This window comes from Rhodococcus sp. RS1C4 (genome assembly GCF_002258225.1).
Taxonomy (GTDB): domain Bacteria; phylum Actinomycetota; class Actinomycetes; order Mycobacteriales; family Mycobacteriaceae; genus Rhodococcoides; species Rhodococcoides fascians_E.
In genome coordinates, this window is record NZ_NOXZ01000050.1 from 116,962 (window position 1) to 132,308 (window position 15,347).

Here is a 15,347-nt window from a genome sequence, read left to right on the forward strand (position 1 = left end):
CCCCTCCGACGTCGCGACGAGCTCTGGTGATGCGACCTGCCGATGCGACCTGACGCAACCATGGTAGGCGCTGGACCGTCAGGGCCCACAGACCCACGTACCAAAGCAGGCCCCACCTGGTGTTTTCCGGGTGAGGCCTGCTTCGTCTCAGGGTGTTCCTACGTAATTCTCAGCTCACGTGAGCCTGATCAACCCGTAGTCGAACGCGTGACGGCGATACACCACCGACGGTCTGTCGGTCGCGGAATCGTGGAACAGGAAGAAGTCGTGGCCGACGAGTTCCATTTCGTAGAGTGCGTCGTCCACACTCATCGGGGCTGCGGAGTGAACCTTGGTGCGCACGATCTGACCGGGGCCCGACGGCTCGTCCTCGAACGTGTCGAGTTTGATGTCCGGGTCGATCGCCAGATCGTCGTCCTCGGCGAGTTCGGCGGTGGCCTCGGCCACCGAGACGGGACGCTTCTCTCCGTAGTGGACCTTGCGACGGTCCTTCGTGCGACGCAGCCTGCTTTCCAGTTTCGAGGTCACCGATTCCAGGGCTGCATAGAAACTGTCGGCACATGCCTCGGCACGAACCACGGGGCCCTTGCCCTTCGCGGTGATTTCCACGCGCTGACATGCCTTGGCCTGTCGGCGATTTCGCTCGTGTTGGAGTTCGACGTCGAACAGGTAGATGGAGGGGTCGAAACGTTCGAGCCTGGCGAGTTTTTCGGATACGTAGATCCGGAAATGGTCTGGGATCTCGACGTTGCGGCCTTTGACCACAACGTCGGCATGGGTCTTGGTGGACTCGTCCGAAGGCTTCTCGTCGAAGAAAACCGAAGCTTGTGAAGGGGTCGTCACGCGTACCTCCCGATATCGGCCACGCCGCCGGTGCGACGCGGCAAGTGCTCATGCCGAGTGGGGAACCAACCGGCATCAGATTCAGCCGCATCACCTCCACGTAACGAGAAGTCGCATCGCCTCACACAGCGGAACCACCGGTTCTTGCTCTGCAAGTACGTGACTGCGACGTTAGTCGGTCATCCGCCGGTGTGCCACCGTTCACGCGGAATTCGCCGACATTCTCAGTACTTGTTCAGTCACGTCGCGGTCCCATCACGGATGGAGCAGTCCATGGGAGTCTCAGACTGCCGTCACCACCAGGACTCCGTCGACCGGGACTCCGAATTCCTTTAGCACTCTTACCGATTCGGCGGCGGTTGCACCCGTGGTCATCACGTCGTCGATCAGCAGCACCGAGGTGGCCGAGCCTGCGCCGCAGCCGAGTTCGAGAGCAGGCGCACCGCGACGCACTCGAATCCTGCCGGAGATGTTGGCCGCGCGCTGTGCGGCACCGAGACCGACGGAATCCCGTACGCCGTGCGCCATCGCGAGTGCAGGCACCATCGACACCGGTTCCGGCCACAGCGCAGCTGCGGCATCGGCGGCGAACCGGCGCACCGGATCACCGCCACGACTGCGCGCGGCACGCGCCCGCGTCGGGGCGGGTATCAGCACGAGGCGAGCCAGTTCCGGTGGATCCAGATGCCCGTACACCCTCAGGTGGTGTAGCGCTGCCGCGACGGCTCGGCCTATCGGCGCCGCCAGGTCGTGTCGATTGCGCTCCTTGAGGGCGAGCACCGCCGCCCGGCGGGCGCCGACGTACGTGCCGAGCGCCCAGCACGGCACGAACGGGTCCACGCGTGGAGTCAGCGCGATCGGCGGGCTCGCCAACTCGTCCTCGCACCGCGCGCACCATTGAGCGCCAGGTCGGCCGCAGCCACCGCATTCACGTGGAAGGGCCAGGTCCAACATCGCCGCCAACACACCGCTCATGCGTGGGAGTATGACCGATCGGTCCGACAGACACGATGCGCTCAGCCGGGCAGTACCGGAGTCGCCTTCACCCCGGCCAGGCCGGCGACTTCACGCCAGTACCGATCCCCCGCCGGATCGTTGTTGTTCAGCTGGAACACCGCGCGCGAATCCGCGACGTACTCGGCCGTCGTCGACGCATCGACCGACAACACAGGTGCGGTCAGGTTTCGACTCGGCAGCGCATCGAGCCGCGAGCCGTCCGTGGTCACCTGAACCACCGGAACGTCCGTCGCGATACGCACGACGACCACCGCGTCGCCGGTACTCCAATCCAACGCGAGCGCATCGCTACCGAGTCCGTTGGCAACCGCTTTCGGCGACACGAGCGAGTACGTTCCGTTGGGTTGGCGCACGACTGTCGCGACGTACACCAAGCCGTCGACGATCATGGCCGCCCGGACGCCGTCTCGGGAGAGCCGAAGATCGGTGATTCGCGATCCGAGAGCCGTCACGGCACCCGCGTCGACCGGAAGCACCGACACCTGACCGTTGGCCGGATCTCGCGCTGCGCGAATGACATTGGTGCCGTCGATGACCGCCCACGCCGCGTTGTTGTCCACTCCCCACGTGGGCCGGGTGATCGACTGTCCCTCGGCCACCGGGAACGCTCCGCTGTCGTAGCCGCCGATCATCAACGCCGACGACGGTTCGGGTGCGGGACGGCCGGTGTCGGCGACACCTGCGACGAGAGTTCCGTCCGTCGACAGCGCTGCGCTCCGCAGATTCTCCACGGTGCCGAAGTAGCCCGGCACCGGCGTCGTGCCGCTGTCGTCGACGGACACCAAGCGGCCGGACACCAGCGCGTGCAACCCGACGTCGTTCTCCGGCGAGGCCAGTGGGTCGAGGGTGCCGACGTCCGCCGTCGTCCATCCGTCGGGTTTGGAGTTGTCGAGGGGTTGACCGTCCGCGAGAAGCACGTACGGTCCCGCGATGTCTGCCGACGCCAACGTCCACACCACCTGGGCCGCGAGCAGTTCGCGGTTCTTGGCGTCGACGGCCTGCAGGCCCCCGAAGTCGATCCGTACGCCGCCGCCGGACCCGATGGCCTCCTGCGAGGTTCGCCCGTCGGCCTTGGTGATGGGCCCGCGAATTCCGACGCCGTTGCCCAGTTCGTTGGACACGGCGGGAGCCAGGCTCGGCTTCGGTCCGTCGATCAGCAACTGGACCAGTTGATCGGCCATCTGATCGGCTGCGCCGCTCACCCACCGCACGTCGGGTACGAGGGCCGCGCCGAGCGGGTCGACGAAGAACAGCGACTTGCGCTGATATGCGCCGAAGAATTGCGAACGATCGATGACGACGCCGGGGGGTAGTTCGTCGATGCGCCACTCCCCGTCGACCTTGATCATCCTGATGTTCGAGTCGACCGTGCCTGCTCCTGCTTGGTAGTCACCGCCGGGTGCCACGAGACCGACGGTGTTGGATCGGAGCGTGAACTGCGCCTCGGTGTCGGTGCGCATGCCGGTGAGGAGATCGATCTTGTCGGCGACGACGGTCTTCGCGCTGTCGTCCCAGCTACTCGACGCCGAGGCGGTCAGGAACTGCCGAGCGGCCTGATGTCGGTTCGCCGATGCCGCACTTGCGGTCACGAAATCTCGCAGCAGCAGGTCCGGCTCGCGGCCCGAAGCAGGCGGGGGCGGAGTTGTCGACGCCGCACCTGCGGTGAGCGACCCGATTGCCTGTGGACTGGAGGATTCAGGGAGGCTCGCGCATCCGCCCAGTATCAGAACGAGACTCGTCAGCGCAGCGACCACGAGGCTGACGCGTGAGAACCGAGTGCGTCGGCGCTGCGTCGTCATGTGGACCGACCTCCGCCCGTGTCCGCGCCGATCGAACCGGCGGAATCGATCGACGCACCGGGTCCTCTCGGTTCGTCCGCGCGATCCGTCGCGGACGGAAGCGGTTGTCCCTGGGTGTATCTGCGCGTGCTCGGCTTGAGCGGAAGTGGACTGCCGATCACCTTGTGTCCTCGCACCAGCGGCAGAGTCAGGCGGAAGCATGCCCCCTCGCCGACGGCTCCCCAGGCTTCCAGTTTGCCGTCGTGCAGCCGGGCGTCCTCGACACTGATCGCCAGGCCGAGGCCGGTGCCACCGGATCTGCGGACTCTCGACGGATCCGAGCGCCAGAAGCGGTTGAACACCAGCTTCTCTTCGCCCGGACGCAGGCCGATGCCCTGGTCCCTGACGACGAACGCCGCGGCGTCGGTGTTGGCCCTGAGCCGGATCAGAACCGGGCGGCCTTCGCCGTGATCGAGAGCGTTGGCCAGCAGGTTGCGAAGGATGCGCTCGACGCGACGGGGATCGACCTCGGCGACGACCGCGTGATCGGGCATGTCGACGATCACTTCGGTCGCGCTCTCCCGCGCGAGATGCCGAACGGTGGACACCGCGGCCCGTGCGCACATGCGGAGGTCGAGTTGTTCGGACGCCAGCTCGGCGACGCCTGCGTCGTGGCGACTGATCTCGAGGAGGTCGCCGAGGAGGGTCTCGAACCGATCGAGCTCGTTGACCAGTAGTTCCGACGATCGTTTCAGCGCTGGATCCAGGTCGGCCGAGCCGTCGTGGATCAGATCGGCGGCCATGCGGACGGTCGTCAGCGGGGTTCGTAGCTCGTGGCTGACGTCGGAGGTGAACCTTCGTTGCAGGCTTCCGAACTCCTCCAGCTGGGTGATCTGTTTGGACAGACTCTCCGCCATCTCGTTGAACGACATGGCCAACCTCGCCATGTCGTCCTCTCCGCGTACCGGCATCCGTTCCTTGAGCCTGCCGTCGGCGAATCGAACGGCAATACGCGATGCCGAGCGAATCGGCAGCACGACCTGCCTGGCCACCAGCATGGAGATGGCAGCGAGCAACACCAGCAGGACCACGGCGCCGATCAGCAGCGTCCCCCGCACGAGCGAGAGGGTGCGCTCCTCGCTCCCGAGCGGGAACACGAGGTACAGCTCCAGGTCGGCGATGTCCGACGCGGTCGGCGTACCGAAGATGATGGCCGGACCGGTGTAGTCACCCTGCTCGGCGTCGCTGACCGTGGCGTACTGCCAACTGATCAGGCCTTCCTGGACGAAATTCCGAAGGCTCTCCGGGATCTGAGACGACGGGCCGATGGACGAGTCCGTCCTGATGCCGTCTCCATCGACGATGAGCACGGGATCGAACGTACCGGCGGATCCGGTGCTCTGCCCGGAGTCGACTCCGCCGCTCGTCAGCTGCGCACGAGCGCGTTCCAGACGCGAGGAGAGACCCGTCGTTTCCTCGGCGCCCGCCAGCGCGCCCTCCACGGTCATCCGGGAACGTTCGAGTTCCTCCGTGGCAGCAGTGATCTTCGCTTCGAGGAGTCGATCGGTGATCTGGCTCGTCAGCACCGCGCCGAGAATGGTGATGACGACGAGAGACAACGTGAGTGTGGAGACGACCACACGCAGTTGCAGCGACCGGCGCCACGCATGGCCGATCGATGTGGTGAGCGCTCTGAACCAGCGCAGAAGCGGCGTGAACGTTCCGTTGATTCGACGCCGCGAACGGTTGGACCAGATCACGGCGGTCCGGCTTTGTAGCCGACTCCCCTCACCGTCAACACCACCTCAGGATTCTCCGGATCCTTCTCGACCTTGGCGCGCAACCGCTGCACGTGGACGTTCACGAGGCGGGTGTCCGCGGCGTGGCGGTAACCCCACACCTGCTCGAGCAGCACCTCTCGGGTGAACACCTGACGCGGTTTGCGCGCGAGGGCCACCAGCAGGTCGAATTCGAGCGGCGTCAACGACACCAGTTCGTCCCCTCGGCTGACCTTGTGCGCGGGAACGTCGATGACGATGTCCGCGATGGAGAGCAACTCCGCCGGCTCGTCCTCGGTGCGCCGCAGACGTGCTCGCACACGAGCGACCAGTTCCTTGGGCTTGAACGGCTTCATGATGTAGTCGTCGGCGCCGGACTCGAGACCCAGCACGACGTCGACGGTGTCCGTCTTCGCGGTGAGCATCACGATGGGAACCCCGGAGTCGGCCCGTAGAACACGGCACACGTCGATGCCGTTCATCCCGGGCAGCATCAGGTCGAGCAGCACGAGATCCGGACGATTCTCTCGTACCGCGGACAACGCCTGTGTGCCGTCGCCGACCACGAACGGTTCGAAACCCTCGCCGCGAAGGACGATGGTCAGCATTTCGGCGAGTGCCGAATCGTCGTCGACTACAAGAATCCGAGGCTTCATGGACCTATGTTGTCACTTTCCCGGCGTCAGTTGGCTGATTGAACACGTCGGCGGCGAGTCGATCGGGGTCGACGTCGGCGCCGACGACCTGCCACGGCGACATCCAGTTCGACGCCGCCAGTTCGTCGTACACCGCAGCGGTTCGCGATTGCAGCGATCCGTCGCGCTCGTAGGCATCCCGCGTCCGCGAGGCGTCCGCGGTCTCGCGTGACTCCGCGCGCGAGGCGGCCAGTTCCACCGACACGTCGAGGAAGATCTGAGTGTCCGGGATCGGTACCTCGAATCGATCGAATTCGAGGGCGCGGATCCATTCGACCGCCTCGCCGTCCGCGGACTGGTCGAGCCTCGCGGCGGTGTACGCCGCGTTGGACGCGACATAACGATCCAACAGCACTATGTCGTTGTGAGAGAGCGCGTTTCGTAGCTCCTCCGCGGCCGACCTGCGGTCGAGCGCGAACAGCAACGCCATTGCGTGGACGCTCTGCGCGGTGTCGCCGTGTTCACCTCGTAACGCTTCCGCGGCGAGATCGGCGTGCACCGAGGCGTCGTACCTCGGAAAGCCGATGCGAACCACCTCGAGATGTTCGCGTTCCCACGCCGAGACGAGCCGACGGGCGAGCGTGTTCTTGCCCGCGCCGTCGACTCCCTCGATGACGATCAAACGGCCCACGACGGGACCTAGTAGCGGTAGTGCTCGGGCTTGTACGGGCCCTCGACGTCGACGCCGATGTACTCGGCCTGCTCCTTGGTCAGTTTGGTGATGGTGCCACCGAGTGCCTCGACGTGAATGCGAGCGACCTTCTCGTCGAGGTGCTTCGGCAGGCGGTACACCTCGTTGTCGTATTCGCTCGGCTTCGTCCACAGTTCGATCTGGGCGATGACCTGGTTGGAGAAGCTGTTGCTCATCACGAACGACGGGTGACCCGTTGCGTTGCCGAGGTTGAGCAACCGGCCCTCGGACAGCACGATGATCGAGTGGCCGTCCTTGAACTGGAACTCGTCGACCTGCGGCTTGATGTTGATACGCGTCACGTCCGCGGCCTTCTCGAGCCCGGCCATGTCGATCTCGTTGTCGAAGTGGCCGATGTTGCCGAGGATCGCCTGGTGCTTCATCCGCTTCATGTGCTCGAAGGTGATGATGCCGAGGTTGCCGGTGGAGGTGATGACGATGTCGGCCTTGTCGATGTACTCCTCGACGGTGCGGACGTCGAATCCGTCCATCAGGGCCTGGAGCGCGTTGATCGGGTCGGCCTCGGTGACCGTGACGCGTGCGCCCTGACCCTTGAGTGCCTCGGCGCAGCCCTTGCCGACGTCGCCGTAACCGCAGACGAGGACGGCCTTCCCGCCGATGAGAACGTCGGTGCCGCGATTGATGCCGTCGATCAACGAGTGGCGGGTGCCGTACTTGTTGTCGAACTTGCTCTTGGTGACCGAGTCGTTGACGTTGATCGCCGGGAACGTGAGCTCGCCTGCCGCTGCGAACTGGTAGAGACGCAGGACGCCGGTGGTGGTCTCCTCGGTGACACCCTTGACCGACTCCGCGATGGCCGTCCACTTGGTCTTCGACTCTTCGAGCGAGCGACGCAGCAATCCTAGGAACACCTTGTACTCGTCGGAGTCGTGATCGTCGTCGGTCGGCGGTACGACGCCTGCCTTCTCGAACTGGGCGCCACGCAGCACGAGCATAGTCGCGTCGCCACCGTCGTCGAGAATCATGTTCGCGGGTTCGCCCGGCCACGTGAGCATCTGCTCGGCAGCCCACCAGTACTCTTCGAGGGTCTCGCCCTTCCACGCGAACACCGGGACGCCCTTGGGCTCCTCCTCGGTTCCGTGGGGGCCGACGACGACAGCTGCTGCTGCGTGGTCCTGGGTGGAGAAGATGTTGCACGACGCCCACCGCACCTCGGCGCCGAGCTCAACGAGCGTCTCGATGAGAACGGCCGTCTGTACGGTCATGTGCAGTGACCCGGAGACGCGGGCGCCCTTGAGCGGGAGCACCTCCGCGTATTCACGTCGGAGTGCGATCAGACCCGGCATCTCGTGCTCGGCGAGCCGGATTTCCTTGCGGCCGAACTCTGCGAGCGAAAGATCTGCGACCTTGAAGTCGATTCCACCCCGGTGGTCCGCGGTGAGTGCCGATCCGGCGGCCGAACTGCCGCCGGCATGTGCTGAGGTCGTCATCTTGCCTCTCCTGTTGTGCGTTGCGTTTCCGCACCAGGCTATCGGGTCGACTCGCGGTGGGTTCGGGCCAGGTGGCGCCGCCCTCGTTCGGAATCAGGCGGCCGTACGAGTTGTCCGGTTCTGCGACTCGGGCGCCGCGAGTAGCCCATGTCGGGCGAGAACCTTGTCTCGACGTCGGGGCAGGATGTTGGCGCGGGTGATGTCACCGTCGTAGTGAGCGAGCACCCGGCGATCCATCACTCGACGCCACAGCGGAGGGACGGCGGCGACGAGCACCATGGACGCGTAGCCGGCCGGTAGCTGCGGGGCCTCGTCGCAGCTGCGCAAGGTCTGGTAGCGCTTGCCCGGATTGGCGTGGTGGTCGCTGTGCCGCTGGAGGTGGTACAGAAAGATGTTGGTGCACAGGCGGTCGCTGTTCCAGCTGTGCCGCGGCGAGCACCGCTCGTAGCGCCCCCGCTCGTTCTTCTCTCGAAGCAGACCGTAGTGCTCCACGTAGTTCACCGTCTCGAGCAGCAGGACACCGACGACGGCCTGGAGCAGAAGGTACGGCAGGATCGACAGCCCGAACACGAGCACCAGCGTGCCGAACAGTGCGACGCTCATCGCCCACGTGTGCAGCAGGGCGTTCTGCGGGCTCCATCGGTGGATCCCGCGCCGATGCAGGCGCTGATTCTCGAGCCGCCACGCGGATAGGAGTCCCCCGACGACGCTTCGAGGCAGGAACGTGTACAGGTTCTCGCCGAACCGAGCACTTGCCGGGTCCTCGGGGGTGGCGACGCGGACGTGGTGACCGCGGTTGTGCTCGACGAAGAAGTGACCGTAGAGGGTCTGCATCAGCGCGACCTTCGCAAGCCACCGCTCGTGCTCCTCGATCCGGTGACCGAGCTCGTGAGCCGCGTTGATTCCCGTGCCCGCGACCAGCCCGACCGTCACAGCGAGCCCGATCTTGTCGATGACGGCGAGTGAACCGAACGCCCACATCCAGCACGCGACCAGCAACGTCACGAATTGGACGGGGAGGAAAAGATAGGTGCACCACCGGTAGAACCGGTCCTCCTGCATGTGCTCGGCGTCGCTGTCGGACGGGTTGTCTCCGTCCTCGCCCGCCAGCATGTCGATGACGGGGATCACGACGAAGAACACCATCACACCGCTCCACCAGAAGATGGGCATTCCGGTCCAGAGAACCAGTTGCGACGGCAGTAGGGCCGACGCGGGTGCCAGCAGGCCGAGAAGCCACAACGCTCGCTTCCCGGCCCGCCGCTTGTGAACGACATTGGTGCTTCGTGCTGGCTCGACGGTCGCGTCCCCCGACACGCCACCCCCGGCTGACTCGTCCACGGCCGTGGACGAGTGACCGGCGCGTTTCATTCGATCCCCCCTGAAAAGAAAACCTCGGGTTTGTTCGGCAAGCCTATAGCAGGCGGAAGTTCCGAAACAGGGGTTCGTCGATCGAATTCTTACTTGGACGAACGAGCCTGTTCACGGGCGCGCAGAGTCTTCTCCACGTTGCGCTTGCTGTAGACGAAGTAGATCACCACACCGATGACCATCCAACCGATGAATCGGAGCCAGGTCTCGACCGACAGGTTGACCATCAACCACAGGCAGGCCACCACCGCGAGGGTGGGAACGACCGGCATGAGCGGGACCTTGAACCCACGCGGCAGATCCGGTCTGGTGCGCCGCAACACCACGACGCCGATGGACACCAGCACGAACGCGAAGAGGGTGCCGATGTTGACCATCTCTTCGAGTACGCCGATCGGGAAGAACGCGGCGAGTACCGCGACCACCACACCGACGAGGATCGTGATGCGAACCGGAGTGCCGCGCTTGCCGGTGTGCGCCAGCGAGGTCGGCACCAACCCGTCGCGCGACATCGCGAACAGTACGCGGGTCTGACCGAGCATCAGCACCATCACGACGGTTGTCAGACCGGCGAGAGCACCGAACGAGATGATGTTCTTGGCCCATGTCAGACCGTTCAGATCGAAGGCCGTCGCCAATGTGGAACTGTCGCCTGCCAACTCGGTGTACTTGACCATTCCGGTCAGAACGAGTGTCACGGCGACGTACAGGACGGTCACGATGGCCAGAGATCCGAGGATGCCGCGCGGCAACGCCTTCTGCGGTTCCTTGGTTTCCTCGGCGGTCGTCGCGACGACGTCGAATCCGATGAACGCGAAGAACACGAGACTTGCGGCGGCCAGAAGTCCGTACCAGCCGAAGGTGCTGCCACCTGCTCCGGTGACGAAGGAGAACAGGGACTGATGGATTCCCTCGCCGGTCGATCCTTCCTCGGCGGGTGGGATGTAGGGCGAGTAGTTCTCGGCCTTGATGTAGAAGGCTCCGACGACCACGACGAGCAACACCACAGCGACCTTGATCGCGGTGATCACCAACGACACCCGGGAGGAGAGTTTGGTACCGCTCGCCAGCAGGACGGTGATGACGACGACGATCAGGAACGCGCCCCAGTCCACGTCCAACGAGCCGATGGTCACGATCGGCGACGAGGATCCGAGCACCTCCCCCAGATACAACGACCAGCCTTTGGCGACGACGGACGAGGCGAGCGCGAACTCCAGAATCAGGTCCCAGCCGATGATCCAGGCGATGAACTCACCGAACGTGGCGTAGGAGAACGTGTATGCGCTACCTGCCACCGGAACGGTCGAGGCGAACTCGGCGTAGCACAGCGCCGCGAGACCACAGGCGACCGCAGCGAGCACGAAGGCCAGCGACACGGACGGGCCCGCGACATTGCCCGCGGTACGCGCAGTCAACGTGAAGATTCCGGCACCGATGACGACGGCGACGCCGAAGACGGTCAGGTCCCACGAGTTCAGATCCTTGCGCAGCTTGGTGTCCGGTTCGTCCGTGTCGCGGATGGAATCCTCGACCGATTTCGTTCGGAAGATTCCAGTTCTGCGAGCGGGTCCGGTCGAACGCTCTTGTTCCATCTTCTCTGCTTCCACCTGTCGATACCGTCGGGTGTGTGTCACTCGAACACCTTCGGTAACACCCTAAGGCGTAGACACGTCGGCCCGATGCAACTCGAGCGAACGCGTGCCTCAGACGCGGAAGTTGCCCACCGTCGCGCGGAACACCTCGGCGTCACCCCACCGAGCGGTCACGGTCGGGGCGGCTTCCGCTGCCGAGACCCACACTGCCGACCCGCGTTCGACGATCTGCTCGACCTCACCGTCCTGCACGGCCACCCGACCCTCCGTGCACAACACGATCTGCGGGCCCACGCTGTCGAGGATCTCGGACGCTCCGTCGGCCAACGCCGTGCGGGACAACGCGAACTCCGGTGCAGGCGTGTCGTAGACGATCGTCGACGACTCACCGGACACCTCGGGATCGAGAATGTTCACCTCAGCGGGTTCGAAATCGAGGACTCTCAGCAGCTCCGGGACGTCGACGTGCTTCGGCGTCAGTCCGCCACGGAGAACGTTGTCGGAGTTGGCCATGATCTCCACGCCGGTGCCGGACAGGTACGCGTGCAGATTGCCGGCATCCAGGTAGAGACCTTGCCCGGGTGACAGCGTCACACGGTTCAGCAGAAGCGCGGCGAGAACGCCTGCATCGCCGGGGTAGGACTCCCCCAGTTCCAACAAGGTTCGTGCTTCGTCGACGAATTTGCCGTCGTCGTCGTGCGCGGAGGTCGACAGGTACCGGATGCATCCCTCGGCCACGAGAGGGAGGAGCGCGTCGAGGGCAGGACCCGGCAACGTGATCCACGACGTGAACACGGTGCGCAGACCCGCTTGATCCGGCTGGTCGGCGAGTAGAGACCGGTAGCCGGAGAGAGCGTCGACGCCGAGCGCGTCGATGAATTCGACGGTATGCCTGGGGCACCGAAAGCCTGCCAGCGCATGGAATTCGGTGAGTGCGACGATCAGTTCCGGCTTGTGCGACGCGTCTCGGTAGTTACGGACGGGAGAATCGATCGGTACTCGACGTGCCTCCTCGCGCGCGAAACCTTCTTTCGCCTGAACGGAACTCGGGTGCGCCTGCAGGGACAGGGGTTCGTCGGCGGCGAGCAACTTCAGCAGGAACGGCAACCGGCCTCCGTACTCCTGCGAGGTGGCAGCTCCGAGCTCACGGTCCGGATCGTCGTCGATGACGGCCAGCAGCGACCGAGCGGAATCACCCGGCCCGATTCGAGCAGGGTCGGCGGGGTGTGCACCCAGCCAGATCTCCGCCTCGGGATGCTCGGACGGCACTCGCCGTCCCTGCAACTGCGCAAGCGAGGTTCTCGATCCCCACGCGTACGACCGAACTGCACCGTGCAGTGGTTGCACTAGTTACCGCCCATCAGATGTAGATACGCGGCAGCCATCTCCAGCCGCGTGGCCACCAATGTCATCGATTCGAGTTCCCCGACCGTCCCGGACGGCAGTGGAGTCTGCGGACCGACCCGATCGGAGACAGGGCCCGCTGCAGGAACGGACGCCGTGACGGCGTCGTCGCCCCCCGCGACGAGAATGTCCACGTCGTCCAGCGCCGCGGTGCGACGGTCCGTGTCCAGGGCACCCGTCGGCGCGGCCACCGCGAACACCCGGACGCCGGGTTGCGGCTTCGGACCGTCGAGTTGGTCGTCGTGGAAGAACGGGTCGTAATCGGCCGGCATCTCGGACGAGGCACCGGTGGCCTGCACTCCGGCTGCCACCACGTCCGGTAGATCGCCGGAGGCCGCCGCCACCCCCGCTACGCGGAACAGCACTTCGCTGCCGTGCCGTGCCGTCTCCACCGCGAGTGCGCTCGTTCCGGTGAACACCGCCCGGCGCCCTGAGATGCGCGACGCGATGGACTTGGCGGGATTGTGAAAGACCTCGTGCCGAGGGTGATTTCGCGACGCTTCCTCGTCCAACGCATCGGCGAGGCGAGCGAGATCGGGAAGCAACGCTCGGTAGGCGCCGGACGACAACGCGCCCAGAACGCACACCGCAGCAGCGACGTAGCGCATCAGTGCGTTGGGTTCACGCACCGACACGCGCGGCGCCAGGAACAGCCCACGTCCGGCCGCCGCCGAACGGAGCGGCCCCTCGTCGGGAGTGACGAGTACGGTTTCCGCGCCGCGGCGCACGGCGGCAGACGTGGCCTCGGACAACCGGGGATCTCCAGCGTCGTCTCCACAGATCACCACGACGTCGAGGGGTCCGACCCACGGCGGTGTGCCGTCCGACACGACCAACGGGACGCCGATACGGGCGCCCACGGCAGCGACGACCATCGCGGTGGCTCGGCGGGCTCGGCCGCCGCCGGCCACGAACACCACACTGCGGGGACGGAGATCCGACAATCGGTCACCGACGACGTCCTCGTAGGAGGACATCGTCGCGCGGGTCTGTGCGCCGGCCAGCGCCGCGCTGCGCAACCAGCCTTCGACGTCGGCCTTGGCGAGGGCGTCCGAGTCGTCCAGATCCAGTGCAGGCGTAAGAGTGGTCATCGCGTGCCACCGTCCTTCCTGATCCGACTCGCCGTTTCTCCCACCGATGGTGCCCGCATACCCACCGCCGCGTCCATTAATACAGTTCGGGCTCGAGGTGATACTCCGCCGATCAGCCTCGGACGATGCCGAGGATCTCGGTCGTCAAGGCATCCACTTCGTCGGAGGTACGAGCCTCGACGTTGAGCCGGAGAAGCGGCTCGGTGTTGGACGCACGCAGGTTGAACCAGGCACCTCCGTTCAGATCCACCGTCACTCCGTCGAGCCGATCGACGCCCGCGGTGCGCTCGGCGAACGCGTCGAGCACGGCCGACGTCCGTGCTGCGGCGTCGTCGACGGTGGAGTTGATCTCCCCGGACGCCGAGTACGTCTCGTACCCGCGCATGAGTTCGCTGAGCGGACGGTCCTGTGAACCGAGTGCCGCGAGGACGTGCAACGCAGCCAACATGCCGGAGTCGGCGCCCCAGAAGTTCTTGAAGTAGTAGTGCGCGGAATGTTCTCCGCCGAAGATCGCTCCGGTCTCCGCCATCTGCTGCTTGATGAACGAGTGACCGACGCGAGTACGCACAGGGGTACCGCCGAGCGCGGTCACCAGCTCCGGCACCGCTCTCGACGTGATCAGGTTGTGGATGATCGTCGCTCCGGGTTCGCCGCGCAGTTCACGCTCGGCGACGAGGCCGGTGACGGCGGACGGCGACACCGGGTCGCCGTTCTCGTCGACGACGAAGCATCGGTCGGCGTCTCCGTCGAAGGCGAGCCCGATGTCCGCGCCGGTCTCCCGCACGAACTTCTGCAGATCCACCAGGTTCGCCGGATCGAGAGGGTTGGCCTCGTGGTTGGGGAACGTGCCGTCCAGCTCGAAGTACAGAGGTTCGACGGTGACGGGCAATCCGTCGAACACGGCTGGAACCGTGTGGCCGCCCATTCCGTTGCCCGCGTCGACAGCGATCTTGACTCCGGACACCTGAGAAAGGTCGACAAGGCCTCGGACGAAGTTCGCGTAGTCGACGAGAACATCTTGTTCGGTGACCGAGCCCGGCGTCCCGTCGTATGCCGGGACGCCTTCGACGAGCTCGGACTTGATGGTCGCGAGACCCGTGTCCTGACCGACCGGCTTGGCACCGGCACGGCAGAGTTTGATGCCGTTGTACTTCGCCGGATTGTGACTCGCCGTGAACATCGCGCCCGGGCAGTCGAACGATCCCGAAGCGAAGTACAGCTGATCCGTCGACGCGAGACCGATCAACACCACGTCGAGGCCCTGCGAGGTGACGCCGTCGGCGAACGCACGCGACAATTCCGGTGACGATGCCCGCATGTCGTGGCCGATGACGATGCGCGTGACGCCGGGTTCGCGCACCAGACGAGCGAAGGAAGCACCGACGTCGCGCACGAACTCGGCATCGATCTGCTCGCCGACCACCCCCCGCACGTCGTAGGCCTTGATGACTGCATTGACGGCTTCGGCAGTGCGTGCCACGAACGACTCCTCGGGGTTTCGAATGGTTCAACTGCGAGCGCGAATCGAGGCCGCACTCACCTACGAATGTGTCACAGATGGAGGTGGACGTCGCGATGACTCACACCAGATGTGACAGAAATGATGCCTGGGTCGATCATCCGAACGACAAAG

At 65.3% G+C, this 15,347-nt stretch carries 12 protein-coding genes; all 12 read right to left on the bottom strand.

Features of this window, described 5'->3' with window-relative positions:
• Window positions 1-174: 174 nt before the first annotated feature.
• Complete coding sequence (gene hpf, locus CH289_RS25630) at window positions 175-843, bottom strand: ribosome hibernation-promoting factor, HPF/YfiA family (RefSeq protein ID WP_019666115.1); 669 nt, start codon at window positions 841-843, stop codon at window positions 175-177.
• 282 nt (window positions 844-1,125) lie between these two features.
• Window positions 1,126-1,818, bottom strand: a complete 693-nt coding sequence (locus CH289_RS25635) for a ComF family protein (protein WP_019666116.1) — start codon at window positions 1,816-1,818, stop codon at window positions 1,126-1,128.
• Between the two features lie 41 nt (window positions 1,819-1,859).
• On the bottom strand, window positions 1,860-3,659 hold the full coding sequence (lpqB, locus tag CH289_RS25640; protein ID WP_020112117.1) for an MtrAB system accessory lipoprotein LpqB: 1,800 nt from the start codon (window positions 3,657-3,659) through the stop codon (window positions 1,860-1,862).
• Entirely contained in the window at window positions 3,656-5,398 is a 1,743-nt protein-coding gene (gene mtrB, locus CH289_RS25645) for an MtrAB system histidine kinase MtrB (RefSeq protein ID WP_019666118.1), read from the bottom strand. The genes lpqB and mtrB overlap by 4 nt, the downstream gene beginning before the upstream one ends.
• On the bottom strand, window positions 5,395-6,072 hold the full coding sequence (gene mtrA / locus CH289_RS25650) for an MtrAB system response regulator MtrA (RefSeq protein ID WP_008717777.1): 678 nt from the start codon (window positions 6,070-6,072) through the stop codon (window positions 5,395-5,397). Before mtrA ends, mtrB begins: the two co-directional genes overlap by 4 nt.
• A gap of 4 nt (window positions 6,073-6,076) precedes the next feature.
• A complete protein-coding gene (locus CH289_RS25655; RefSeq protein WP_019666119.1) occupies window positions 6,077-6,742 on the bottom strand; it encodes a dTMP kinase in 666 nt (221 codons plus the stop codon).
• Window positions 6,743-6,750: 8 nt separating this feature from the next.
• On the bottom strand, window positions 6,751-8,253 hold the full coding sequence (gene ahcY / locus CH289_RS25660; protein ID WP_094728836.1) for an adenosylhomocysteinase: 1,503 nt from the start codon (window positions 8,251-8,253) through the stop codon (window positions 6,751-6,753).
• 93 nt (window positions 8,254-8,346) lie between these two features.
• Window positions 8,347-9,624 carry an alkane 1-monooxygenase gene (locus tag CH289_RS25665; protein ID WP_020112119.1) on the bottom strand — a complete coding sequence of 426 codons (1,278 nt, stop codon included), beginning with the start codon at window positions 9,622-9,624 and terminating at the stop codon, window positions 8,347-8,349.
• Window positions 9,625-9,713: 89 nt separating this feature from the next.
• Window positions 9,714-11,219, bottom strand: coding sequence for an amino acid permease (locus tag CH289_RS25670; RefSeq protein WP_027498874.1), 1,506 nt, complete (start codon window positions 11,217-11,219; stop codon window positions 9,714-9,716).
• A 111-nt stretch (window positions 11,220-11,330) separates the two neighbouring features.
• Window positions 11,331-12,566, bottom strand: coding sequence for a mannose-6-phosphate isomerase, class I (gene manA, locus CH289_RS25675; protein ID WP_026347952.1), 1,236 nt, complete (start codon window positions 12,564-12,566; stop codon window positions 11,331-11,333).
• Window positions 12,566-13,714, bottom strand: coding sequence for a hypothetical protein (locus tag CH289_RS25680; RefSeq protein ID WP_020112121.1), 1,149 nt, complete (start codon window positions 13,712-13,714; stop codon window positions 12,566-12,568). The genes manA and CH289_RS25680 overlap by 1 nt, the downstream gene beginning before the upstream one ends.
• 112 nt (window positions 13,715-13,826) lie before the next feature.
• On the bottom strand, window positions 13,827-15,194 hold the full coding sequence (locus CH289_RS25685) for a phosphomannomutase/phosphoglucomutase (RefSeq protein WP_020112122.1): 1,368 nt from the start codon (window positions 15,192-15,194) through the stop codon (window positions 13,827-13,829).
• Between the last annotated feature and the right edge of the window lie 153 nt (window positions 15,195-15,347).

Excerpts from the sequence above, each read along its gene's own strand:
- CH289_RS25635 (WP_019666116.1), bottom strand. The coding sequence starts at position 1,818 with ATGAGCGGTGTGTTGGCGGCGATGTTGGACCTGGCCCTTCCACGTGAA.
- lpqB (WP_020112117.1), bottom strand. The coding sequence starts at position 3,659 with ATGACGACGCAGCGCCGACGCACTCGGTTCTCACGCGTCAGCCTCGTG.
- mtrA (WP_008717777.1), bottom strand. The coding sequence starts at position 6,072 with ATGAAGCCTCGGATTCTTGTAGTCGACGACGATTCGGCACTCGCCGAA.
- ahcY (WP_094728836.1), bottom strand. The coding sequence starts at position 8,253 with ATGACGACCTCAGCACATGCCGGCGGCAGTTCGGCCGCCGGATCGGCA.
- CH289_RS25665 (WP_020112119.1), bottom strand. The coding sequence starts at position 9,624 with ATGAAACGCGCCGGTCACTCGTCCACGGCCGTGGACGAGTCAGCCGGG.
- CH289_RS25670 (WP_027498874.1), bottom strand. The coding sequence starts at position 11,219 with ATGGAACAAGAGCGTTCGACCGGACCCGCTCGCAGAACTGGAATCTTC.
- CH289_RS25680 (WP_020112121.1), bottom strand. The coding sequence starts at position 13,714 with ATGACCACTCTTACGCCTGCACTGGATCTGGACGACTCGGACGCCCTC.